Below are 24,097 nucleotides of genomic sequence, written 5' to 3' on the forward strand. Positions count from 1 at the left end.
TCGATCCTCTCAGAGCGCTCGCGCGCGGCATCCGTCACGGTCGCGGGTCGGACGACCGCGGTCTCGGGAGCTGCTCGACCTGGGCGCGGATGATGCGCTCGGCGACGTCGGTCGGGTCGGCGCTCGGCGCGAGCTCGTCGAACCCGTGCAGCAGGCCGTCGACCGCGAGCGACGCGATGCCGTGGCTCATGGCGCAGAGCTGCAGGAACGTGGTCTCGACGTCGCCCCCGATGTCGCCGGAGGCGTGCACCTCGACGACGAGCGCGCGCAGGCCGCCGAGTGCGGCGAGACGCGCCCGGTCCAGCGTGTCGTCGCCGTGGGCGATGCTCGGGGTGCGGAACATGGCGTCGAAGTGCGCCGGGTTGCGCTGCGCGAACGCCACGAACTCGAGTGAGTCCCGCACGAGCCGCTCACGCCCCGGCAGGTGGGCGGCGCGCTCCTGCATGGCGCGGAGCAAGGCCGCGCGCCCGGGTGCTCCCGTGGGGATCGTTTCGGTCATCGTGACTCCCATCGTCGTTCTCGGAGGGGCTTCGGGCAAGTGCGGCGATGCGGTGCTTGACAATGTAAAGCGACCGACGCCCTGCTGCACGGGCTCGACGTGAGCGACGGCGACGAGCACGGCCGCATCGTCGGCATCGGCGTGCGCCCGACGGGCGACTTCGTCACGTTCGGCGTCGGGGTCTCGGCCCTGGGCATGCGCGACACCGAGCAGGCCCAGGGGCGCGTGCGCGCGACATCCGTCAACGCCTGACCTCGCGGCGCATCGGCTGATACCGTAACGCTCATGGGTGACGCGGGGGCCGGATCCAGTTCCGGAGGCCAGAACGACGCAACCGCCGAGAGCGCGGTGGACGACCATCGGGTGAAGCCCGAGAACGTGCGCGCCGAGGCGCTGAAGGAGCGCGTCTACGCGACCTTCACCGGCCTCGCCATCGTGCTCGTGCAGGTGACGAACGTCGAGCATCTCGTCGCCGGCCGCGTCGCGATCGAGCTCGTCGTGGGCATCCTCGCGATCACGGCCGCCGGCCTGGCCGCCGACGTCATCTCGTTCCTGTCGGTGCATGCCAGGTTCCCCGACGGCCACGAAGTTCGCGTCATGCTCCGCATCGCGGCCTCGGCGCTCGCCTCGGCCGGCGTGCCCGTCGTGGTGCTCGTGCTCGCGGTCGTCGGCCTCGTCGAGCTCGAGACGGCGTTGCGCATCGTGTCGATCGTGTACGTCGTGACGCTCGGGGTGATCGCCTACCTCGGCGTGCGACGCACCCATGCGCCCTGGTGGAAGCAGCTCGTCGCGCTCGCGGCGCTCATGGCGGTCGGGCTCAGCGTGGTGCTGATCCAGCTCGCCGCCCACGGCCACTGACCGGGCCGGTCGAACGCGGCCGGCACCCGACCCCATCGTCGCCGAGGCGGCTCAGCGCCCGCGCGGCTCGTATCGTCGCGGCTCGAACGCCGCCGCGACGAGCGCGCGCAGGTCCTCGAGGGAGCCGTCGACGAAGCCCTGCGCCCTGGCCTGCACGAGCACGTTGCCGATCGCGGTCGCCTCGACGGGGCCGGCGAGCACCGGCAGGCCCGAGCGATCGGCGGTTCGCCGGCACAGCAGCTCGTTGAGCGCGCCGCCGCCGACCACGTGGATCGTCGCGACGTCGACGCCCGAGAGCACCGACGCCTGCCGCACCGCGCCCGCGAACGCCTCGGCCAGCGACTCGATGATCGAACGGGCGAACTCCGCCCGGGTCTGCGGCGCGGGCACGCCCTGCTCGCCGCACCACTCCGCGATGCGGCCGGGCAGGTCGCCCGGCGCCATGAACCGTGCATCGTTCGCGTCGAACACCGCGACCGGTCCGGTGACGGATGCCGCGGCCGCGAGCAGTTCGGACAGCACGATCGTCTCGCCGTCCCGCTCCCACCAGCGCACCGACTCGGACAGCAGCCAGAGGCCCATGACGTTGTGCAGGAACCGCACGCGCCCGTCGACGCCGCCCTCGTTCGTGAAGTTCGCCTCGCGCGCGGCATCCGTCGTCACCGGGTGCTCGAGCTCGACGCCCACGAGCCCCCACGTGCCGCACGAGATGTAGGCCGCGGACTCGGCCTGCATCGGCACGGCCACGACCGCCGACGCGGTGTCGTGCGACCCGACGGCGACGACCTCGACGCCGCTCGGTGCGCCGAGTTCGGCGGCCACCGAGGCGCGCAGGCCGCCGAGCGATTCCCCGGGGGCCACGATGGGAGCGAAGACGGATGCCGGGAGCCCGAGCTGCTCGATGAGCTCGTCGTCCCACTCACCGGAGTGCACGCCGAGCAGGCCCGTCGTCGACGCGTTCGTGCGCTCGGCGACGCGTCGGCCCGTCAGCTCGAAGCCGATGAGGTCGGGCACGAGCAGCAGGGAGTCGGCGATGGCGAGGCACCCACCGGGCTCGTCGCGTTCGGCCGCGAGCTGGTAGAGCGTGTTGAACGGCAGGAACTGCAGGCCGTTGCGGCGGTAGAGCTCGGCGAACGGCACGACGTCGTGCACCCGGTCGACGGCGCGCGCGTTGCGGTCGTCGCGATAGTGGAACGGCTGGCCGAGCAGCCGGTCGCCGCGGAGCAGCCCGTAGTCGACGGCCCAGGAGTCCACGCCGATCGACGCGACCGACGGGTCGCGGCGGAACGCGTCGGCGAGGCCCGCCGTGAGGTCGCGGTACAGGCCCGTGAGATCCCAGTGCAGGCCCGAGGCGAGGCGCACCGGCCCGTTCGGGAACCGCGCGACGTGCTCGAGCTCGAGCCGGCCGGCGCGGCCGTCGACGTGGCCGAGGATGACGCGGCCGCTCGTCGCGCCGAGGTCGACCGCGGCGACCGTGCCCGCGCGATCGCTGCCCTCGCCCCCGTTCATCGCAGGAAGGCGGCCGCGACGCCGGCGTCGACCGGGATGTGCAGGCCGGTCGTGTGGCTGAGCTCGGGGCCGGTGAGCACGATCACCGCGTTCGCGACGTGCTCGGGGAGCACCTCGCGCTTGAGGATCGTGCGCTGGGCGTAGAACTTGCCCAGGTCCTCCTCCTCGATGCCGTACGTCTTGGCGCGGTTCGCGCCCCAGCCGCTGGCGAAGATGCCGGAGCCGCGCACGACGCCGTCGGGGTTGATGCCGTTGACCTTGATGCCGTACTCGCCGAGCTCGACCGCGAGCAGGCGCACCTGGTGGGCCTGGTCGGCCTTCGTCGCCGAGTAGGCGATGTTGTTCGGCCCCGCGAAGACGGAGTTCTTCGAGGAGATGTAGATGATGTCGCCGCCGAGGCCCTGGTCGATGAGCACGCGCGCGGCGGCCTTCGACACGAGGAACGAGCCCTTGGCCATGACGTCGTGCTGCAGGTCCCAGTCGGCCTCGGTCGTCTCGAGCAGGGGCTTCGAGAGCGAGAGCCCGGCGTTGTTCACGACGAGGTCGAGGCCGCCGAAGGCGAGCACGGCGTCGTCGATCGCGCGCTGGATCGCCGCGCCGTCGGTCACGTTCGCCTGCACGCCGATCGCGACATCCGTATTGCCGAGCTCGGCTGCGGCGGCCTGCGCCTTCTCGAGGTCGAGGTCGGCGATGACGACGCATGCCCCCTCGGCCGCGAGCCGGGTCGCGATGGCCTTGCCGATGCCGGATGCCGCGCCCGTCACGAGCGCGATGCGGCCCGCGTGCGGCTTCGGCTTCGGCATGCGCTGGAGCTTCGCCTCCTCGAGCGCCCAGTACTCGATCGCGAACTTCTCGGCGTCGCTGATGGGGGAGTAGGTCGAGAGCGCCTCGGCGCCGCGCATCACGTTGATCGCGTTGACGTAGAACTCGCCGGCCACGCGGGCGGTCTGCTTGTTCGCGCCGTAGCTGAACATGCCGACGCCGGGAACGAGCACGATGAGGGGATCGGCGCCGCGGATCGCGGGGCTCTCGGAGGTCGCGTGCGCGTCGTAGTACGCCTGGTAGTCGGCGCGGTACGCCTCGTGCAGCTCCTGCAGGCGGGCGGCCGAGTCCTCGACGCTCGCGGATGCCGGAAGGTCGAGCACCATCGGCTTGACCTTGGTGCGCAGGAAGTGGTCGGGGCAGCTCGTGCCGAGGGCGGCGAGCGGGGCGAGCTTCTCGCGCGAGAGGAAGTCGAGCACCTCGGGCGCGTCGGTGAAGTGGCCGACCATGGGCCTGTCGTGGCTCGCGAGCCCGCGCACCGTCGCGGCGAGGGCGGCGGCCTTCGCGCGGCGCTCGCCGGGTTCGAGCGGCTCGAAGCCAGAGACGACGGCGCCGAACGGCTCGGCCGCGCCGTGCTCGGCGATGTACGCGGCGGCGGTGTCGATGATCCAGAGCGAGTTCGCCTCGGTCTCCTCCGAGGTGTCGCCCCACGCCGTGATGCCGTGTCCGCCGAGGATGCAGCCGATCGCGGCGGGGTTCGCCGCCTTGATCGCCGCGATGTCGAGTCCGAGCTGGAAGCCGGGCCGGCGCCACGGCACCCAGACGACCCTGTCGCCGAAGATCTTCGCCGTCAGCTCCTCGCCGTCGGCCGCGGTCGCGATCGCGATGCCCGAGTCGGGGTGCAGGTGGTCGACGTGGGCCGCGTCGACGAGCCCGTGCATCGCGGTGTCGATCGACGGCGCCGCGCCGCCCTTGCCGTGCAACGTGTAGTCGAACGCGGCGACCATCTCGTCTTCGCGCTCGAGGCCCGGGTACACGTCGACGAGCGCGCGCAGCCGGTCGAGGCGCAGCACCGCGAGGCCCGGTTCGGTGAGGGTGCCGAGGTCGCCGCCGGAGCCCTTGACCCACATGAGCTCGACGGGCTCGCCGGTGACCGGGTCGGTCTCGGTGCCCTTGGCCGACGTGTTGCCGCCGGCGTAGTTCGTGTTCTTCGGGTCGGCGCCGAGGCGGTTCGACCGGGCGATGAGGTCGGCTGCAGCCTGGTTCGTCATGAGGTGATTCCTTCGGTGGTGCGGAGGGTGGTCTGGTGGAGGTCCGTCGGTCGAGGAGGGCGTGCAGCGCCCGTCTCGAGACCCGCGAACCAGGCGACGATGCGCTCGATCGACGCGGATGCCGCGGGCTCGACGGGTCGGTTCAGGTGGCCGTGCTGGGTGCCGGGCTCGACGACGCACTCGACGTCGACGCCGGCCTCGGCGAGCGTCGCGGCGAAGCGCTCGCCGGAGACGCGCAGCTCGTCGGCCTCGCCGTTGATCATGAGCACGGGTGGGAAGCCCGCGAGGTCGGATGCCGCGGCGAGGCCGGGCACCGCGAACAGCGGCGCATCGTCGACCGGACCGCCGAGGTAGGTCTCGTACATGTCGCGCACGGCGTCGGAGCCGAAGCGATCGGCCCCGGGAGCGCCGTCGAGCAGCGCCCGCAACGCGGTGTCGGGGGCGGGCTGCACCGCGAGCAGCGTCGGATACGCGAGGAACACGCCAGCGGGCAGCGGCGCGGCCTCCTGGGGTCCGGCCTCACGGCCGGCCTCGCCGACGGCCTCGCCGCGCAGGCGGAGCACGGCGCCGGCCACGAGGTTGCCGCCCGCGCTCGCCCCGCCGAACGTGACGCGCTCCGGGTCGATGCCGAGCTCCGCAGCGTGCTCGAGGGTCCACCGCCAGGCGGCGAGCACGTCGTCGGAGGCCGCCGGGTAGCGCCCGGAGCCGTCGCCCGCGACCAGGCGGTAGTCGATCGAGACCACGGTGACGCCGCGGGCCGCCAGCGAACGGGCGACCCAGTCGGCCTCGGGCATGTCGAGGTCGCCGGCGACGAAGCCGCCGCCGTGCGCCCAGACGAGCGCGGGGGCCGGACGGCGCGTCGCGGCATCCGCCGTGCTCGCCGGGTAGACCCGGACGAGCCCGTCGGCTGCGCCGTACGCCGTCAGCTGCGACATCCGCTCAGGCGCCCCAGCCGGCCTGCACGCCGCCGACGCGGTCGGCCGCGATCTGCTGCAGGTATCCGGATGCCGCGAACGCGCGCATCGGGTCGGCGGGCAGTCCGCGCGACTCGCGCCACTCGGCGAGGGCGGGGCGCACGTCGGTGTAGAACGCGTCCATGAAGACCCGGTTGGCCTCGAGCACGTCGCCCGACAGCTGGGCCGCGCGCAGCGCCTCGGCGTCGACGAGGAGGGCGCGGGCGGTCATCTCCTGCACGTTCAGCACCGAGCGGATCTGGCCGGGCACCTTGTCTTCCACGTTGTGGCACTGGTCGAGCATGAACGCCACGTCGGGGTTGTTCAGGCCGCCGCCGCGGATCACCTCGAAGATGATGCGGAACAGCTGGAACGGGTCGGCGGCGCCCACGATGAGGTCGTCGTCGGCGTAGAACCGGCTGTTGAAGTCGAACGAGCCGAGCTTGCCGAGGCGCAGCAGCTGCATGACGATGAACTCGATGTTCGTGCCGGGCGCGTGGTGGCCGGTGTCGAGGCAGACCATGGCCTTGTCGCCGAGGGCGGCCACCTGGGCGTAGCTCGTGCCCCAGTCGGGAACGTCGGTGTGGTAGAACGCCGGCTCGAAGAACTTGTACTCGAGCACGAGGCGCTGCTCGTCGCCGAGGCGGGCGTAGATCTCCTGCAGCGACTCCTGCAGGCGGTCCTGCCGGCCGCGCAGGTCGGCCTGTCCGGGGTAGTTCGAGCCCTCGGCGAGCCAGATCTTGAGGTCGCGCGAGCCGGTCGCGTGCATGATGTCGATGCACTCGAGGTGGTGGTCGATGGCCTTGCGGCGCACGCCGGCGTCCTCGTGCGTGAGGGCGCCGAACTTGTAGTCGTCGTCCTGGAACGTGTTCGAGTTGATCGTGCCGAGCTGCACGCCGAGGCCCTCGGCGTGGGCCCGCAGGTCGTCGTAGGAGTCGACCTTGTCCCACGGGATGTGCAGCGCGACGGTCGGCGCGAGCGCCGTGAACTTCTGCACCTGCGCGGCATCCGCGATCTTCTCGTAGGGGTCGCGGGGGGTGCCCGGCGTGGCGAACACCTTGAAGCGGGTGCCCGAGTTGCCGAACGCCCAGCTCGGGAGTTCGATGGCCTGCTGCTCGAGCTGGGCGAGCTGGTCTGCGGAGAAGGTGCTCACGGGTTGCTGCTTTCTGCGATGGGGGCGACGGATGCCGCGTGGTCGGTGGGGGTCTGCGTGGCGACGGATGCCGCGTGGCCGGTGTCGTCGGCGACGCCGGCGGGCTCGGGCGCAAGCGCCGCGAGCTGGTCTTCGAGGTTGAACACCTCGGTGAGGCGCGGAGCGCCCTGGTCGGGGCGGGAGCCGTCGAGTGAGACGAAGAACTCCGTCATCTCGGCCTCCCAGGCGGCCGTGCGGGGGTCCCGCTCGAGCGCGAGCTGGGATGCCGCGTCGTCATCGGTCTCGTAGTAGCCGATGAGCAGGCCGTCCTCGCGGAGGAAGAGGGAGTAGTTGCGCCGCCCGGATGCCTCGATCGCGCGGAGCATGTCGGGCCAGACGGCCGCGTGGTGTTCGCGGTACTCGTCGAGGCGGCCCGGGTCGACCTGCAACTGGAAGCACACGCGTTCCGTGGCGGTGCCCTCGGGGTGGCTCGTCATCGAGCTCGCCGTCCTTTCTCGGTGGTGCGTTTCGCGACTCGGTTATGAATCGTTTCAAGACTCTACATGGAAGACGAGGACCGCGCAACGGGAATGCGCTTTCCATGATCTAGCCTACGTGTCGGGCGCATTCGACGGAAGGATCCGCGGCCGAGAACGGCCGAGGCCCGGCGGGGTGAACCGCCGCCGGGCCTCGGGTGCGGCATCCGATCAGAAGTCGAAGTCCGCGATGTTGTCGGCGTTGAACTCGAACGGGTCGCCGAGGAGCACGACGCCGTCGGCGCCGACCTCGTACTCGCCGAGCTTGCCGGCCTCGAACGAGTCGCCCTCTGCGCCCGTGATGTCGCCCTCGATGAGCGCCTTCGCCGCGTAGGCCGCGAGGTAGCCGAGGTCGGCCGGGTTCCACAGCGCGAACGCGGTGACGGTGCCGTCCTCGACGTACTCGCGCATCTGGTTCGGGGTGCCGAGGCCGGTCAGTGCGACCTTGCCCTTGTACTCCGACGTCGAGAGGTAGCGGGCCGCAGCCGAGATGCCGACCGTGGTGGGCGAGATGATGCCCTTCAGGTCGGGGTGGGTCTGCAGCAGGGCCGCGGTCTTGTCGAACGAGGTCTGGTCGTCGTCGTCCCCGTAGACCGTCTCGACGAGCGTGATGTCGGGGTAGTCGCTCGCGAGGTACTCCTCCATCATCTCGATCCAGGCGTTCTGGTTCGTCGCGTTGGCGGATGCCGAGAGGATCGCGATCTCGCCGGCGCCGCCGATCTGGTCGGCGATCAGGTCGACCTGCACCTTGGCGATGCCCTCGGCGTCGGCCTGGTTGATGAACAGGTCGCGGCAGTCGGGGTTCGTGTCGGAGTCGAACGTGACGACCTTCACGCCGGCGTCGCGGGCCTCGTTCAGCGCGTCGCAGATGGCCTCGGGGTCGTTCGCCGAGACGGCGATCGCGCCCACGCCCTGCTGCGTGAGGGTGTTGATGTAGCTGACCTGCGCGTCGGGCGTCGCCTCGGCGGGGCCGACCTCGGCGAACGTGCCGTCGAACTCGCCGATGGCCTCCTTCGCGCCCGACGACGAGGTGTCGAAGTACGGGTTGCCGAGGTTCTTCGGCAGGAACGTGATGGCGAGGTTGGCGCTGTCGCCGCCCTCGCCTCCGCCCGAACCGGAGTCGCCTGCGGCGCAGCCGGTCGCGAGGAGTGCGACGCTCATCGCGACGGCGGCGACGGCCGCGACGCGGGACTTCTTGTGAAACATCGTTGTTTTCCCTTCATCGGTTCTGGTCGATGGGTGATCGCATCGACACGCGTGCGCGGGCGGTCACCCTGCTGCGGAAGCCTTCGCGCGCGCGTTTCCCCCTGGTGCCCTGCGCTTCGTGCGCAGCCAGGCCAGGAAGCTGTTGGACACCACGGAGGCCACGAGGAGCACTCCGGTGATGATGTTGATGACGTCGGAGGTGACGTTCGCGAGGCGCAGGGCGCTCGCGAGGATGCCGATCAGCAGCACGCCGGCGATGACGCCGTGGATCGCGCCGCGGCCGCCGAAGACCGAGACGCCGCCGAGCACGACCGCCGCGATGACCTGCAACTCGAGGCCCGTCGCGTTGTCGCCGCGGGCGCTGCCGAAGCGGAGCGTGTAGTAGACGCCGGCGAGGGCGGCGATGGTGCCCGAGAGCACGAACAGCACGAGCTTCGTGCGCTCGACGTGCACGCCCGAGAAGCGCGCGGCAGACTTCGAGAGGCCGATCGCGTAGATGCCGCGGCCGAACGGCGTGAAGTGCAGCAGCACGACGAACACCACGAGCAGCACGAGGAACAGCAGCAGCACGGCCGGCACGTTCGAGCCGCCGAGCTTCATCTTCGCGAGGTCGGTCCAGAAGTCGGGGAAGTCGGTCACGGCGGTCGTGCCGAGCAGACCGACGGCGAGTCCGCGGTAGAGGGCGAGCGTGCCGATCGTGACGGCGAGCGAGGGCAGGCCCACGACCGTGACGAGGAACCCGTTGACCGCGCCGGCGACGGCGCCGGCGACGAGCGCCACGACGATCGCGAGCTCGAACGGCGCACCGGCCTGCGTGAGCACGCCGATGAGCACGCTCGACAGGCCGACGACGCTCGCGACCGAGAGGTCGATCTCGCCCGTGATCATGATGAGCGTCATCGGCAGCGCGATGAGCAGGATGGGCGTGACGTCGAGGATCAGGTAGGTCAGGGTGATCGGCTGGCCGAAGCCGCGCACGCTCACCGAGGCGACCACGGCGACGATGACGAGCAGGCCGACGATGGCCATCTCACGGGTGAGCAGCAGGCGCTGCCAGAGCGGGCGATCGTAGTCGCGGTAGGTGCGCGCGGTGGCGGCGGTGGAGGCGGTTGCGGTGGTCATCAGTCGTCCTCCCTGGCCGCGATGAGCTTGCGTTTCTGGCGGACGGCCAGCACGCGGTCGAGCACGATGGCGCCGATGATGAGCACGCCGACCACGGCGCGCTGCCAGAAGTCGGGGATGCCGAGGATCGGCAGGGCGCGGTTGATCGTGAGCAGCAGCACGGCGCCGATGGCCGCACCCCACACCGACCCGACGCCGCCCGTGATGGCGACGCCGCCGATGACGGCCGCGCCGACCGCGTCGAGCTCCCAGCCCGAACCGGCCTGCGAGTTCACCGTTCCGTAGCGGGCGGTGTAGAGCACGCCGGCCAGCCCCGCGAGGGCACCCGACGAGACGAAGGCGATGAGCAGGCGCCGCGTGACGCGCAGGCCGTAGAGCTCGGCGGCCGAGGGGTCGGAGCCGATCGCGTAGAACTCGCGGCCGCCGCGGGTGTTCTTCATGATCCAGCCGATGGCGACGAGCACGACGAGGGCGATGATCGTGAGGATCGGGATCCACAGCACCTGCCCCGTTCCGAGGGCGAGGAAGTCCTTCGGCAGGTCGGACGCGTTGACGCGGTCGCTGCCCGTCCAGAGCACGTTGATGCCGCGATAGGCGTAGAGCGTGCCGAGCGTGATGACCATCGCGGGCACCTTGGCGTACGCGACGAGCGCGCCGTTGATGAGCCCGAGCAGTCCGCCGAACACGATCGCGGCCACGAAGACGGCGAGGATCGGGATGCCGGGGATGTCGATGAACAGCCGCCCCGTCAGGTACGCCGAGAGGCCGAGGATCGAGCCGACCGACAGGTCGACGTTGCGCGTGATGAGCACGATCGCCTGGCCGACGGCGACGAGCACGAGGATCGACGGGGTCAGCAGCAGGTCGCGCCATCCGTCTGCGCTGAACAGGAAGTTCGGATTCGCGACGGTCGCCGCGATCACGACGATGACGAGGGCGAGCAGGATGCCGAACTCGCGCGCGGCGCCGACGGCCTGCAGCCGCTTCGTGACGGCGGTCTTCTCGATCGCGGGGGCGGGGGTCGGTGCCGGCGCGGTCACGAGGTGGCTCCCTGGGCGTGGGTCGCGGCGAACATGACGTTCTCGCTGGTGGCGTCGGATCGGTCGATCTCGGCGGTGATGCGCCCCTCGCGCATGACGAGCACGCGGTCGGCCATGCCGAGCACCTCCGGCAGCTCCGACGAGATCATGAGGATCCCCATGCCCTTGCCGGCGAGCTCGGACAGCAGGCGGTGCACCTCGGCCTTGGTGCCCACGTCGATGCCACGGGTGGGCTCGTCGATGATGAGCACGGTCGGTTCGGTGGCGAGCCACTTGCCGAGCACGACCTTCTGCTGGTTGCCGCCCGAGAGGGTTCCGGCGATGGTGCTGAGCGCGTTCGTCTTGACCTCGAGGCGGCTGGCCCACACCTTCGCGGCCCGGTTCTCGAAGCCGTTGGTGATGATGCCGGCCTTGGCGAGCTGGTTCCGGATGACGAGCGAGAGGTTGCGCGCGACGGATGACTCGAGCACGAGTCCCTCCTTGCGGCGGTCCTCGGGCACGAGGGCGAGTCCGGCCCCGATCGCGCGGTCGGGGCGGTTGCGCGGCAGCGTGCGGCCGGTGAGCCGGACGGAGCCGGACTCGTACGGGTCGACCCCGAAGACGGCCCGCGCGACCTCGCTGCGGCCGGCGCCGACGAGCCCGGCGAGGCCGACGATCTCGCCGGCGCGCACCGAGAAGGTGATGTCGTGGAAGACGCCGGTGCGGGTGAGCCCCTCGACCTCGAGCAGCGGCTCGCCGATCTCGGCAGGCGTCTTCGGGAAGAGCTCGGTCACGTCGCGGCCGACCATCTGCCGCACCATCTCGTCGACGGTGGTCTCGGCGATGGGCGTGGTGGCGACGTAGGAGCCGTCGCGCATGACGGTGACGGTGTCGCAGAGCGCGAAGATCTCGTCGAAGCGGTGCGAGATGAAGAGGAGTGCGCGGCCTTCGTCGCGCAGGCTCCGCGCGACGGCGAACAGGCGGTCGACCTCGACGCCCGAGAGGGCGGCGGTCGGCTCGTCCATGATGAGCACGCGGGCGTCGAGCGACACCGCCTTGGCGATCTCGATGACCTGCTGGTCGGCGATCGAGAGGCCCTCGGCGGGGCGCTCGGGGTCGATGCGCACGCCGAGCCGCTGGAACAGCGCCTCAGCCTCGTGGCGCATGGCCTTGCGGTCGATGCGCCCGAACCGGTTCACGGGCTGGCGGCCCATGAAGATGTTCTCGGTGACCGTGAGGTCGGGGAACAGCGTCGGCTCCTGGTAGATGACCGCGATGCCCGCGGCCTTCGACTGGGCGGTCGAGGTGAAGTCGACGTCCTCGCCGCGAAGGCGGAACTCGCCGGCGTCGCGGCGGTAGAGCCCGGCGACGATCTTCACGAGCGTGGACTTGCCCGCGCCGTTCTCGCCGACGAGCGCGTGGATGGAGCCGGACTGGAGTCGCAGGCTTCCGGAGCGGAGGGCGACCACCGGTCCGAACGACTTGACGACTCGCGAGAGCTCAAGCATGGGCGGCGCCGGCGTCTGCGGCGTGTCCGTCTGCACGATGGCCTCCTCATCGAGGTGAATCTGGATGAATCGATTCATGTACGATTCAGGGACACTGTATGGAACGATTCACTGGCGGTCAAGTTCGCCGGGTGGATGACCGGCACGACATCGGCGAGGGAGCTGGAATGGCTGGGGTGCGCATCCGCGACGTCGCGCAGCGCGCCGGTGTCTCCGTGGGCACGGTGTCCAATGTGCTGAACCGGCCGGGCGACGTGTCTCCCGACTCCGTCGAGCGCGTCAACCGGGCCATCGAGCAACTGGGATACGTGCGCAACGACGCCGCCCGCAAGCTCCGGGCCGGCGTCTCGACCACGGTCGGCTTCGTCGTGCTCGACGGGCAGAACCCGTTCTTCACCGACGTCGTGCGCGGCGCCGAAGACGAGGCGAGCAGCCACAACCTCGCGATCCTCTACGGCAACACCGACGAGGATGTCGCGCGCGAGCGCATGTACCTCGACCTGTTCGAGGAGCAGCAGGTGCGCGGCGTCCTCATCTCGCCGTACGGCGACATCCACTCCAGGCTCGAGCGCCTGCGCGCCCGCGGCATCCCCGCCGTGCTCGTCGACCGCTTCAGCGGCGACGGGCGCTTCAGCTCGGTCTCGGTCGACAGCGTCGCGGGCGGCCGCATGGCCGTCGAGCACCTCATCGGCGCGGGGCGACGGCGCATCGCGTTCGTGGGCGGGCCGTTCGAGATCCAGCAGGTCCGCGATCGCCTGGCCGGCGCGCGCGTCGCCGCCGAGAACGCCGTCTCGCCCGTCGAGATCGAGGTCGTCGCGACCGAGGCGACCACGGTCGCCGACGGCGTCGCGGCCGGCGCACGCATCCTCGCCAGGCCGCGCGGCGACCGCCCCGACGCCCTGTTCGCGGCGAACGACCTCGTCGCGCTCGGCCTCCTGCAGGCGCTCGTCGTCGACGGCCGCATGCTCGTCCCCGACGAGATCGCGATCATCGGGTTCGACGACATCCCGTTCGCGGCCGCGGCGGCCGTGCCGCTCTCGTCGATGCGCCAGCCCAGCCGCATGATCGGGCGCACCGCCCTGCGCATCCTCCTCGAGGAGACCGCGGACCCCGACCTCATCCCGCGGCAGACGGTGTTCCTCCCTGAATTGGTGGTGCGGCGGTCCACCGCGGCACCCGCCGTCTCCGCCGCGGCGCCCGGGGGCAGGGCGCGCTGACGCCGAACTCGTGCGCGGTTGTTTCGTCCCCGAAACACCGGTGAAACGAGCCGCTGGTCTGATTTCTGTCAACTGACAGAAATACGGAGGCCGGACGATGACCATCGACAGCTCGGCACGGATGGCGACCCTGGACAGCGTCGAGGCGGCACGCTCGGACGCCCGCGCCCGCGGCAGCCGCTCGCCCTGGATGCCGGACCTGCCGGCAGCCTCGACCCCGAACCCGCCGGAGGGCGTGCCGGCGACGGAGCTGCTCTGGTCGGAGACCGTCGCTCCGGGGGGCTACACGCACCTGCGTGTCGCCCGCGGCACCCGCATCCGCCTCGAGGACACCGACGGCGACGCCTCGGCGAGCGTCGTCGTGCTGAATGCGCTGAACACCGCCGAACGGCTGAACGTCGCCGACACCCAGAAGATCCCGTGGCAGGCATACCTCGGCGCGGGGCATCCGCTGCTCTCCGGCGACGGACGCGTGCTCGCGACCGTCGTCGAGGACACGTCGGGCCGCCACGACGCGCTCTGCGGCGCCTCCGGCGACGCCTGGAACGTCCGCAAGTTCGGCGACGCGACGCCCGAGGGCCCGACGCCGTCGGGCCACGCCCTCCTCCGCATGGCCGCGTCCAAGCACGGCCTCACGCGACGCGACATCCCTCCTGCCGTCTCGTTCTTCAAGGGCGTGCGGGTCGCCGCCGACGGGGCGCTCGACTGGATCGGATCGGCCGGCGCGGCCACACACGTCGACCTGGTCGCCGAGCTACCGCTGATCGTGCTCGTGGCGAACGCGCCGCATCCGCTCGACCCCCGCTCCGACTACGTCGCCGGCCCGTTGCGAGTGCACGCGTGGCGGAGTCGGCCGACCCGCAGCGACGACTCGCGCCACGCCACGACTCCCGAGCGAGAGCGCGCCTACCTCAACACGATCGCGTACGCCGAGCTCGCAGGCCTCTGAGAAGGAAGAACCGACATGGTCACCACCACCGTCCCGCCTCGGCCCGTCTACGCGGCCGGCTCCGTCCTCGACTGGTCGGAGGGGTTCGTCCCCGGTGCCGTCATCGTCGACGCACCCATCGCCCCCCGTGCCTCCTGGTCGGCGCTCGTGCACGCCGGCGACGTGTTCACGCTCGTCGACGTCGGGGGCAACCAGTCCGGCGACTGCCTGATCTTCGCCGCCGACGACACGTCGGAGCGGTACAGCGCACCCGACACGATCACTTGGCAGGGCAACGCCTACGTCACGGCCGGCACCGTGCTGCGCTCCAACCTCGGCGACCCGCTGATGACGGTGGTCGGCAACGAGATCGACCGGCAGGACACGATCGGCGGGGCCTGCAGCAAGGAGTCGAACACGCTGCGCTACGGGCACCACACCGCGTACCAGCACGCCTGCCGCGAGAATTTCCTCTTCGAGGGCGCGGCGTGGGGGCTCACGGCCCGCGACCTCGTCTCGAACCTCAACTGGTTCATGAACGTCCCGGTCGAGGCCGACGGCTCGCTCGGCATCGTCGACGGGATGAGCGCACCCGGGCGCCGGGTCGCATGCCGCGCAGAGCGCGACGTGATCGTCGTCATCTCCAATTGCCCGCAGATGAACAACCCATGCAACGACTTCAACGTGACGCCGCTCCGCGCGATCGTCACCCGTCCGGAACGAGGCACCCGATGACCTTCGACACCGTCCTCATCGCCAACCGCGGCGAGATCGCGCGCCGCATCATCCGCTCGGCGAAGCAGCTGGGGCTGCGCACCGTCGCCGTCTACTCGGACGCCGACCGCGCGGCGCCCCACGTCCGCGAGGCGGACGTCGCCGTGAGGCTCGGCCCGGCGCCGGCCGCCGAGTCCTACCTGCGGATCGACGCGATCCTCGACGCGGCCCGCGCGACCGGCGCCGGCGCCGTCCACCCGGGCTACGGCTTCCTCTCCGAGAACGTGGAGGCGGCGCGAGCGGTCGAGGCGGCCGGGCTCGCCTGGATCGGGCCGACGCCCGAGCAGATCGAGACGTTCGGCCTCAAGCACACCGCGCGCGACCGTGCCGAGGCCGCCGAGGTGCCGCTGCTGCCCGGCACCGGACTGCTCGGCTCCGCGGAGGAGGCCATCGCCGCGGCGCAGCGCATCGGCCTGCCGGTCATGCTCAAGGCGACGAGCGGGGGTGGCGGCATCGGCATGCGGGTGTGCCGCACCCTCGACGACGTGCGGGAGGGGTACGTCGCGGTCGCATCGATGGCGGCGCGCAGCTTCGGCTCGGGCGGCGTCTTCCTCGAACGGCTCGTGACCCGTGCCCGGCACGTCGAGGTGCAGGTCTTCGGCGACGGCGAGGGCCGGGTCGCCGTCTTCGGCGACCGCGACTGCTCGCTGCAGCGCCGCAACCAGAAGGTGATCGAGGAGGCGCCCGCGCCCGGACTCGGCGACGCCGTTCGCCGCGAGCTGCATGACGCGGCCAGAAGGCTCGCAGCCACCGTCGCGTATCGCTCGGCGGGCACCGTGGAGTTCATCTACGACGTCGAGCGGGGCGAGGTCTCGTTCCTCGAGATGAACACCCGACTGCAGGTCGAGCACCCCGTGACGGAGGCGGTCTTCGGCATCGACCTCGTCGCCCTCATGCTGCGTCTCGCGCGCGACGGCGCCGCGTCGATGGAGGCCGCCCTCTTCGAGGAGCAGGTCCCCGTCGGCCACGCGCTCGAGGCGCGCGTCTACGCGGAGGATCCCGCCAAGGGCTTCGCACCCTCGCCCGGACTGGTGACCAGGGCCGAGTTCCCCGAGGGCGACGGCGTGCGCGTCGACTCGTGGATCGAGACCGGCCTCCGGGTCACGCCCGACTACGACCCCATGCTCGCCAAGGTGATCGTGCACGGCGCCGACCGCGACGCTGCGCTCGACCGGCTCGGCGAGGCCCTCGCCGCGACCCGCGTCGACGGCATCGTGACCGGGCTCGGCATGCTCCGCGCACTCTGCGACGATCCGACGGTGCGCGCCGTGCGCCACGACACCGGCACGCTCGGCGATCCGGTCGACCCGGATGCCCGCATCGACGTGCTGTCGCCGGGCCTCATGACCACCGTGCAGGACCTGCCCGGCAGGGTCGGGCACTGGAAGGTCGGCGTGCCGCCGTCGGGGCCGATGGACCCGGTCTCCTTCCGGGAGGCGAACCTCGCGGTCGGCAACCCTGCGACGGCGCCCGCGCTGGAGATCACGATGTCGGGCCCACGCCTCCGCTTCTCGGACGCGACCGTCGTCTGCGTCACCGGTGCCGAGGCGGCCGTCACGGTCGACGGCTCGCCCGCCGAGCCGTGGACGCCGATCGAGGTCCCCGCGGGCGGCGTGCTCGCGATCGGGGCGACGACCATCGGCATGCGCGCGTACCTCGCGGTGCAGGGAGGACTGGACGTCCCCGAGTACCTCGGCAGCGCCTCGACCTTCACGCTCGGAGGCTTCGGCGGGCACGGCGGGCGGGCCCTCGTCGCCGGCGACGTGCTGCGGCCCTGCGAGGCCGGCGTCGTCGCGGCCGGTGGGCCGACCCCGTCGGCGCGTCGCCCGCGACTGACCAGCGAGTGGGTCATCGGCGTGACCGAGGGGCCCCACGCCGCTCCCGAGTTCTTCACTCGGGAGGACATCGACGAGCTGTACCGGGCCGTCTACGAGGTCGACGTGCAGTCGGCCCGCACCGGCGTCCGCCTGCGCGGACCGAAGCCCGCCTGGGCGCGAGAGGACGGCGGCGAGGCCGGCCTGCACCCGTCGAACATCCACGACACCGCGTACGCGATCGGCGCTCTCGACTTCACGGGCGACACCCCCATCATCCTCGGGCCGGACGGACCGAGCCTCGGCGGGTTCGTCTGCCCGGCCGTCGTCGCCAGCGGCGAGTTCTGGAAGGTCGGGCAGCTGCGACCAGGCGACACCGTGCGATTCGCACCGGTGCGCGACGACGAGGCGCATCGCTTCCAGGTCGACCTGGAGCACGGCCGCCCGGCCGGCGACGGCGACGACGGCGTGCTCGCCCGTCGCGAGCCGGTCGTCGACGGCGATGCCGTGCTCGCGCCTGCCGTGACCTACCGCCGCGACGGCGACGCGAACCTCCTCGTCGAGTACGGCGAGAACGAGCTCGACCTGGGCCTCCGCATGCGCGTCCATGCGCTGGAGCAGGCCGTCGTCGCCCGTGGCATCCCCGGGGTGCGCGACATCACGGCCGGCATCCGGTCGCTGCAGATCCAGACCGACCCGCTGGTGCTGCGCGCGTCGTCGCTGCTCGACGAGCTGCAGCACATCGAGGCCGAACTGCCCGCCACGCGGGAGCTCGTGGTGCCATCGCGGATCGTGCACCTGCCACTGTCGTGGGACGACCCCGCGACCCGCGTCGCGATCGAGCGGTACATGTCGAGCGTTCGCGACGATGCGCCGTGGACGCCGTGGAACATCGAGTTCATTCGGCGGGTGAACGGGTTGGCGACGGTCGAGGAGGTCCAGCGCATCGTCTTCGACGCGGACTACCTGGTGCTCGGCCTCGGAGACGTCTACCTCGGCGCCCCGGTCGCGACGCCCGTCGACCCACGACACCGGCTGGTGACGACCAAGTACAACCCCGCACGCACGTGGACCGCCGAGAACTCGGTCGGCATCGGCGGCGCCTACATGTGCATCTACGGCATGGAGGGCCCCGGCGGCTACCAGTTCGTCGGTCGCACCGTGCAGATCTGGAACACGTTCCGCCGCGGTGGGCTGATCGACGAGAACCCGTGGGCGCTGCGCCCGTTCGACCGGATCAGGTGGTACCCCGTGTCCGCGGAGGAACTCCTCGAGCTCCGCGCCGAGGTCGATGCGGGTCGCGGGGAGTTCCGCACCGAGGAGGGGACCTTCTCCCTCGCCGAGCACGAGGCGTTCCTCGAGCGTGAGCATGAGTCGATCGCCGAGTTCCAGTCGACGCAGCGGCGCGCCTTCGAGGAGGAGAAGGAGCGTTGGCGCGAGGCTGGCGAGTTCGATCGCGTCTACGACCAGCCCGTGGTCGCTGCGGCCGAGACGCCCGTGCCCGAGGGGTGCACCCCGGTCACGGCGCCCTTCGCGGCGAGCGTGTGGCGCGTCGATGTCGAGGCGGGCGCGTCGGCCGAGGCCGACGACCGACTGCTGGTGCTGGAGGCGATGAAGATGGAGAACGAGGTGCTCGCGCCGGTGTCGGGGCAGGTGGTCGAGGTCTACGTGAAGCCGGGCGACCAGGTCGCCGCAGGGCAGGTGCTCGCTGCCGTGCGAGCGGGCGCTCCGCCCGCTCCCGACGAGCCGGCGCCAGAACTCGTCGTCGTCGGAGCGAACTCGTGAGCGCCGCGGCCCGGGTACGCGAGGCGTACCGACGGATCGCCTCTGCGGACCGTCCCGAGGTGTGGATCACCCTTCGACCCGAGGAGGAGGTCCTGCAGGAGGCCGAGCGCATCGACGCGCGTGGCGCAGCAGGCGAGCGCCTCCGGCTCGCCGGCGTCCTCGTGGCGGTCAAGGACAACATCGACGTCGAGGGCCTGCCGACGACCGCCGGCAGCGCGGCGTACGCATACGAGCCCGAAGCGGATGCCACGGCCGTCGCCCGCCTGCGGGAGGCGGGCGCGATCGTGGTCGGCAAGACGAACCTCGACCAGTTCGCGACCGGACTCGTCGGCACCCGGAGCCCATTCGGCGCCGTGCGCAATGCCTGGCGTCCGGATCGCATCTCGGGTGGCTCCAGTTCGGGGTCGGCCGTCGCCGTGGCCCTCGGCTTCGTGGACCTGGCGCTCGGGACCGATACCGCCGGGTCCGGCCGCGTCCCCGCCGCGCTCAACGGCATCTACGGGGTGAAGCCGAGTGTCGGCCTCATCCCGGCGACCGGCGTTGTGCCCGCATGCCGGTCGATCGATGTCGTGACGGTCTTCGGGCGGGACCTCGGGCTCGCCCGTCGGGCCGCCGAGCTCATGGAGGGCCCGGACGGGCTCGACCCGCTCGCGCGACCGCGTCCCGTGCTGCCGGGACTCGCGGCGGTGCCCCGGATCGCGATCCCGACCTCCGAGCACCTCGAGGGGCTCGCCGACGGGTGGGCGGAGGAGTTCGCCCGCGTGGTCGACCGCCTCGCGCGCTCCGGCGTCGAGATCGTCGAAGTGGACATCGCGCCGCTCCTCGAGGCGGCCGCCCTGCTGTACGGCGGCTCGTTCGTCGCGGAGCGAACCGCCGCCGTCGGCGACTTCATCCGGGAGCATCCGGAGCTCGTCGGCACGGACCTCGATCCGACGGTGGCGAAGATCGTGTTGGGCGGCGACTCGTGCCGGGCGGTCGACGTGTTCCGCGATCGGGAGCTGCTCGCACGGCTCGGTCTCGAGGGTGCCAAGCGGCTGGATGGCACCGCCGCGCTGCTCACCCCGACGACCACGTGGCATCCGACGCTCGCAGAGGTCGCGGCGGATCCCGTGGGCGCCAATGCGCGCATGGGACGGTTCACGAACTTCGCGAACCTGCTCGACTACGCTTCCCTCGCGGTGCCGGCCGGGGCCGTCGACGGGGTGCCGTACGGTGTGATGCTGACCGGCCCGGCGGGATCCGATCGTCAGCTCGCCGAGCTCGCGGGCCTGATCGCAGATGCGCCGCACGACCTGCTCGTGGTCGGCGCGCACCTGGAAGGTCAGCCGCTCAACCATCAACTCGTCGCTGCCGGCGGCCGGCTTCGGGGTCGCGTTCGCACGGCTGCCGAGTATCGCCTCCATGCCCTCGGCACCGTGCCGCCGAAGCCGGGCCTTCGCCGAGTAGCCGAGGGCGGCGAGGCGATCGACGGAGAGGTCTGGACGCTGTCGGCCTCGGGATTCGGTGCGTTCGTCGCCGGACTCCCGCAACCGATGACCATCGGACGGGTGACACTCGAGGACGGATCCTCCGTCGCGGGCTTCCAGGCCGAGCACCTCGCCGTCGACGATGCCGTCGACATCACGAGGTTCGGCGGATGGCGCCGATACCTGGAGCAGCAGGCACAATAGGGAAATGGCATCATCGACCGTCGGGCGGCCGCGGATCACTCCCGGCCGGCCCGAGGTCGACCCGCGCACCGAGATCCTCGATGCCGCCGCGTCGTTGTTCGCCGAGCGGGGATACGCCGGCACGAGCACGCGCCGGATCGCCGAGCGAGCGGGCATGCGGCAGGCGAGCATGTACTACCACTTCGCGGGCAAGGAGGAGATCCTGCTCGCGCTCCTCGAGCCGTCGGTCGCGCCGACCCTCGAGCGCGCGGCGGACTGTCTCGAGGCCGCGGACCCCGTGGCAGCGCTCTACGACCTCGCGCGTGCCGACGTGACCACGCTCCTCGATGAGCCTCACAACATCGGCACGATGTACCTCGCTCCGGAGGTCGCCGCGGAGGCCTTCGCACCCTTCCGTCGCGCCAGGGCCGAGCTGGCTGGGGTGTACGGCGCGCTCGCGCACCGCATCGAACCGACGCAGGAGGAGGCCTTCGCCGGCGCCTGCTGCATGCAGCTCGTCGAGCTCGTGATCCCGCTGCGCCGCGAAGGCGAGGTGCCCGACGGCCTGCCCGAGCGCATCGCCGAGGCCTGCCTGAGGGTCGCACATGTCGACGAGGCGGAGATCGCACGGGTGCGCGCCCGCGAATGAGCACCGAGGCGGGCCGGGACGAACTTCTCGCCCCGGCCCGCCTCGTGTCGCCTGGGTCAGGCCGGCACGGGCACTTCCTCGCGGCCGCTCGGCGCCTCGGCCTGCTCGGCGCGCAGCGACTCGATCTCCGCGAGTTCGTCGGCGAGCTCGGCCTCGGTGCGAGGGCTCAGCCAGCTGATGAGGAAGAAGGCCGAGAGGCTGACGCCGAAGGCGATCAGGGTCGCCCAGCCGTCCAGGTCCGCGGTCACGAGGTCGTTCGGCACGTAGAGGATGTCGTTCGGCACGCCGTAGATCGTCGGCTGCAGCACGAGCAGGGTCAGGCGCACGATGAGTCCGAGCGCCGCCGACACCAGCGTTGCGACCCGGCCGGGGCGTCGCCAGAAGACGCCCGCGATGAAGGGCGCGGCGAGGCAGGCGAGCATGAGGTCGAAGGCGAGGGTCAGCAGGACGCCGGTCTGGCTCACGTTGATCGCCACGAGCCCGCCCACGACCACGATGGGGATCATCGCGAGGCGGGTCCAGGTCAGCAGCGGGTCCCGTGCACCCTGGACGGTCGTGCGGCGCAGCTTGAAGATGTTGCGGACGATGACGGCCGAGGTCGCGAGGATCGCGCCCGACGCGGTCGAGAAGGATGCCGCGACGATGCCGGAGAGCACGAGGACCGAGATGAGCGGCGGCGCCCAGCCGTCGAGGAGTTGGTACAGCACCGGGCCGTCCGCCGCAGTGAGCCCGAGCACGGCGGAAGCGGTGAGGGCGACGAGCGCGAAGATCGTGCCGATCGCGGCGGTGAGCGCGGCTGCGGTGAAGCACGAACGTCGCGCCACCTCGGGTGAGCGCGCTCCGAAGATGCGCTGCATGAAGTCGATGGCCACGAGGTCGCCGATGCCGAGGGCGACGAGGGTCGCCCAGTTGATCGCGGCACCCTGGGCCGGGTCGGTGAGCTGGCCGAGGTCGAGCGGGCCCCGGCCCTCGGGGATCACGATGCCGAACGAGAGCGCGGTCCAGCAGAGCAGGGCCAGTGCGGCGATGACGGTGATCGTCGTCTGGATCGCGGCCGTGTACGCGTCGGAGAAGAGTCCGCCGGCGACCGTGTAGGCGACGACGAGCGCCGCGACGATGACGATGCCCCAGGCGTAGGGGATGTTCGCGAACCGCTCCATGAGGAACCCGCAGGCGACGAGGTTGCCCGCGAGCAGGATGGTGAACGCGAACGACATGATGATGCTCGCGGCCACCTCGGTCCGCCGTCCGTACCGGACGCGGAAGTAGTCGCCGAGCGTGTAGAGCCGCATCGCGTTCAGCGGCCTGGCGAGGAACAGGCCTGCCAGGAGGAGGCAGATCGCGAGGCCGATCGCGAGCGATGCGCCCGACCAGAAACCGAAGTCGGCGGTGAGGTCGGTGTTGCCGACGGTGGCGTTCGCGTCGACTGCGGCGGCGGTCAGCGAGACCGCGACCAATGGCACGCCGAGTCGGCGTCCGGCGACGAGGAAGTTGTCGCTGTCGCCGTCGACCTTCTTGGCGACGATGATTCCGACGCCGAGGACGGCGAGAACGGTGATGCCCACTCCGAGGATGATCATGGGGGCTCCAAAGGGGATGAGGGTTTCTGTCGGTTGATAGAAACCGATCCTCTCGGTCCCGGGTACCCCTCCGGTTTTCGGGGATGTATCGGTCTTGTGAACTCACGGGCGCTCGCCCGGGGATCGCTTCCGTGGCATTCCGACGGATTCCTGACATCATGACCGGAGCGCCGTCGCCGCGGCGCTGATCGAACGGAGGACACCGAGTGGCAGTCAGTGTGAAGGATGTCGCGCTCGCGGCATCCGTCTCGGTCGGCACCGTCTCGAACGTGCTCAACCGCCCCGAGATCGTCGCGCCGGCCACCGTCGAACGGGTCCAGGCCGCGATCGAGCGGCTCGGCTTCGTGCGCAACGACGCGGCCCGCCAGCTGCGCGCCGGCCGCAGCCGCAGCATCGGACTCGTCGTGCTCGACGTGCGCAACCCCTTCTTCACGGATGTCGCCCGCGGTGCGGAGGATCGCGCCGCCGAGGAGCACATGACCGTCCTGCTCGGCAACAGCGACGAGAACTCGACCCGCGAGGGCGCCTACCTCGACCTGTTCGAGGAGCAGCGCGTGCACGGCGTGCTCATCTCGCCGCTCGCCGACGACATGCCGAGGCTCGCCAGGCTGCGCGAGCGCGGCACCCCGGTCGTGCTCGTCGACCGCGAGTCGCCCGACCGCGAGTTCTCGTCGGTCGCGGTCGACGACGTCGTCGGCGGGGAGCTCGCCGTGTCGCACCTGCTCGACTCCGGGCGACGTCGCATCGCCTTCGTCGGCGGCCCGGAGGGACTGCAGCAGGTCGCCGACCGCCTCGAGGGCGCCCGGCGTGCGGTCGCGAAGGTGGCGGATGCCGCGCTCGAGGTCATCCCGACCGACTCGCTCACGGTGCTGCAGGGCCGGGCCGCCGGGGAGATCGTGCGCGACCGGCCGGAGGTCGAGCGCCCAGATGCCGTGTTCGCGGCCAACGACCTGCTCGCCATGGGCCTGCTGCAGGCCCTCACGATGCAGGGCGGGCTGCGTGTTCCCGACGACGTCGCGCTCATCGGCTACGACGACATCGACTTCGCGTCCGCCGCCGTGGTGCCGCTCTCGTCGATCCGCCAGCCGGCGACGCTCATCGGCTACACCGCGGTCGACCTGCTGCTGAAGGAGGCGGCCGCCACGGCATCCGGCGTCGACGACCACGTGCACGAGCATGTCGTCTTCCAGCCGGAGCTCGTGGTCCGCGAGTCGACCCGCACCCTGGGCTGAGGTCGCACGTCACACGAACCGAACGTCGTTCGGCGCTGGGTAGTGTGGAAGGGGCCGCGCGCGACAGGCACCACGTGGCATCCGTTCGACAGAA

Annotated in this window: 20 protein-coding genes; 9 read left to right on the forward strand and 11 right to left on the reverse strand. The window is 71.4% G+C overall.

Going from position 1 to position 24,097, the window contains the following annotated elements; genetic code table 11:
• Positions 1–34: 34 nt before the first annotated feature.
• Entirely contained in the window at positions 35–499 is a 465-nt protein-coding gene (locus ABIC29_RS00175) for a TetR-like C-terminal domain-containing protein (protein WP_158551727.1), read from the reverse strand.
• A gap of 99 nt (positions 500–598) precedes the next feature.
• Between ABIC29_RS00175 and ABIC29_RS00180 the strand changes: the two genes are divergently transcribed.
• Positions 599–751, forward strand: a complete 153-nt coding sequence (locus ABIC29_RS00180; RefSeq protein WP_354241653.1) for a hypothetical protein — start codon at positions 599–601, stop codon at positions 749–751.
• A gap of 33 nt (positions 752–784) precedes the next feature.
• Entirely contained in the window at positions 785–1,357 is a 573-nt protein-coding gene (locus ABIC29_RS00185) for a hypothetical protein (protein WP_147309098.1), read from the forward strand.
• 51 nt (positions 1,358–1,408) lie between these two features.
• Here ABIC29_RS00185 and ABIC29_RS00190 read toward each other — a convergent pair whose 3' ends face one another.
• The 9 genes from ABIC29_RS00190 to ABIC29_RS00230 all read right to left on the reverse strand — a co-directional run bounded on the left by ABIC29_RS00190 (position 1,409) and on the right by ABIC29_RS00230 (position 12,375).
• Positions 1,409–2,866, reverse strand: coding sequence for a rhamnulokinase (locus ABIC29_RS00190; protein ID WP_116080356.1), 1,458 nt, complete (start codon positions 2,864–2,866; stop codon positions 1,409–1,411).
• On the reverse strand, positions 2,863–4,899 hold the full coding sequence (locus tag ABIC29_RS00195) for a bifunctional aldolase/short-chain dehydrogenase (protein WP_354241657.1): 2,037 nt from the start codon (positions 4,897–4,899) through the stop codon (positions 2,863–2,865). The genes ABIC29_RS00190 and ABIC29_RS00195 overlap by 4 nt, the downstream gene beginning before the upstream one ends.
• Complete coding sequence (locus ABIC29_RS00200) at positions 4,896–5,834, reverse strand: alpha/beta hydrolase (protein WP_116080358.1); 939 nt, start codon at positions 5,832–5,834, stop codon at positions 4,896–4,898. Before ABIC29_RS00200 ends, ABIC29_RS00195 begins: the two co-directional genes overlap by 4 nt.
• A gap of 4 nt (positions 5,835–5,838) precedes the next feature.
• Positions 5,839–7,005 carry an L-rhamnose isomerase gene (gene rhaI, locus ABIC29_RS00205; RefSeq protein WP_116080359.1) on the reverse strand — a complete coding sequence of 389 codons (1,167 nt, stop codon included), beginning with the start codon at positions 7,003–7,005 and terminating at the stop codon, positions 5,839–5,841.
• A complete protein-coding gene (locus ABIC29_RS00210) occupies positions 7,002–7,481 on the reverse strand; it encodes an L-rhamnose mutarotase (protein WP_116080360.1) in 480 nt (159 codons plus the stop codon). The genes rhaI and ABIC29_RS00210 overlap by 4 nt, the downstream gene beginning before the upstream one ends.
• A 210-nt stretch (positions 7,482–7,691) precedes the next feature.
• Positions 7,692–8,726 carry a rhamnose ABC transporter substrate-binding protein gene (gene rhaS, locus ABIC29_RS00215; RefSeq protein ID WP_116080361.1) on the reverse strand — a complete coding sequence of 345 codons (1,035 nt, stop codon included), beginning with the start codon at positions 8,724–8,726 and terminating at the stop codon, positions 7,692–7,694.
• A 63-nt stretch (positions 8,727–8,789) separates the two neighbouring features.
• Entirely contained in the window at positions 8,790–9,848 is a 1,059-nt protein-coding gene (locus ABIC29_RS00220; protein WP_116080362.1) for an ABC transporter permease, read from the reverse strand.
• Positions 9,848–10,855 carry an ABC transporter permease gene (locus ABIC29_RS00225; protein ID WP_116082103.1) on the reverse strand — a complete coding sequence of 336 codons (1,008 nt, stop codon included), beginning with the start codon at positions 10,853–10,855 and terminating at the stop codon, positions 9,848–9,850. Before ABIC29_RS00225 ends, ABIC29_RS00220 begins: the two co-directional genes overlap by 1 nt.
• A 29-nt stretch (positions 10,856–10,884) precedes the next feature.
• On the reverse strand, positions 10,885–12,375 hold the full coding sequence (locus ABIC29_RS00230; protein ID WP_354244541.1) for a sugar ABC transporter ATP-binding protein: 1,491 nt from the start codon (positions 12,373–12,375) through the stop codon (positions 10,885–10,887).
• Between the two features lie 167 nt (positions 12,376–12,542).
• On the opposite strand from ABIC29_RS00230, the gene ABIC29_RS00235 reads away from it, so the two are divergent.
• The 6 genes from ABIC29_RS00235 (at position 12,543) to ABIC29_RS00260 (ending at position 21,191) form a co-directional block, all read left to right on the forward strand.
• Entirely contained in the window at positions 12,543–13,592 is a 1,050-nt protein-coding gene (locus tag ABIC29_RS00235) for a LacI family DNA-binding transcriptional regulator (protein WP_354241663.1), read from the forward strand.
• Positions 13,593–13,689: 97 nt separating this feature from the next.
• Positions 13,690–14,541, forward strand: a complete 852-nt coding sequence (locus ABIC29_RS00240; RefSeq protein WP_354241666.1) for an urea amidolyase associated protein UAAP1 — start codon at positions 13,690–13,692, stop codon at positions 14,539–14,541.
• A gap of 15 nt (positions 14,542–14,556) precedes the next feature.
• Positions 14,557–15,255, forward strand: coding sequence for an urea amidolyase associated protein UAAP2 (locus tag ABIC29_RS00245; protein ID WP_116080366.1), 699 nt, complete (start codon positions 14,557–14,559; stop codon positions 15,253–15,255).
• Positions 15,252–18,893 carry an urea carboxylase gene (uca, locus tag ABIC29_RS00250; RefSeq protein WP_354241669.1) on the forward strand — a complete coding sequence of 1,214 codons (3,642 nt, stop codon included), beginning with the start codon at positions 15,252–15,254 and terminating at the stop codon, positions 18,891–18,893. The genes ABIC29_RS00245 and uca overlap by 4 nt, the downstream gene beginning before the upstream one ends.
• Positions 18,890–20,563 (forward strand): allophanate hydrolase, encoded by a 1,674-nt coding sequence (locus ABIC29_RS00255; protein ID WP_116080368.1) that lies wholly within the window; start codon positions 18,890–18,892, stop codon positions 20,561–20,563. The genes uca and ABIC29_RS00255 overlap by 4 nt, the downstream gene beginning before the upstream one ends.
• 4 nt (positions 20,564–20,567) lie before the next feature.
• Positions 20,568–21,191, forward strand: a complete 624-nt coding sequence (locus ABIC29_RS00260; protein ID WP_055854685.1) for a TetR/AcrR family transcriptional regulator — start codon at positions 20,568–20,570, stop codon at positions 21,189–21,191.
• Between the two features lie 56 nt (positions 21,192–21,247).
• Here ABIC29_RS00260 and ABIC29_RS00265 read toward each other — a convergent pair whose 3' ends face one another.
• Positions 21,248–22,771, reverse strand: a complete 1,524-nt coding sequence (locus ABIC29_RS00265) for a high affinity choline transporter 1 (protein WP_055854688.1) — start codon at positions 22,769–22,771, stop codon at positions 21,248–21,250.
• A gap of 206 nt (positions 22,772–22,977) precedes the next feature.
• Here ABIC29_RS00265 and ABIC29_RS00270 point away from each other — a divergent pair, with 206 nt between their 5' ends.
• Entirely contained in the window at positions 22,978–24,003 is a 1,026-nt protein-coding gene (locus tag ABIC29_RS00270) for a LacI family DNA-binding transcriptional regulator (protein WP_116080370.1), read from the forward strand.
• Positions 24,004–24,097: the final 94 nt, after the last annotated feature.

The sequence above is a fragment of the Agromyces sp. PvR057 genome (assembly GCF_040547485.1).
Classification (GTDB): Bacteria; Actinomycetota; Actinomycetes; order Actinomycetales; family Microbacteriaceae; genus Agromyces.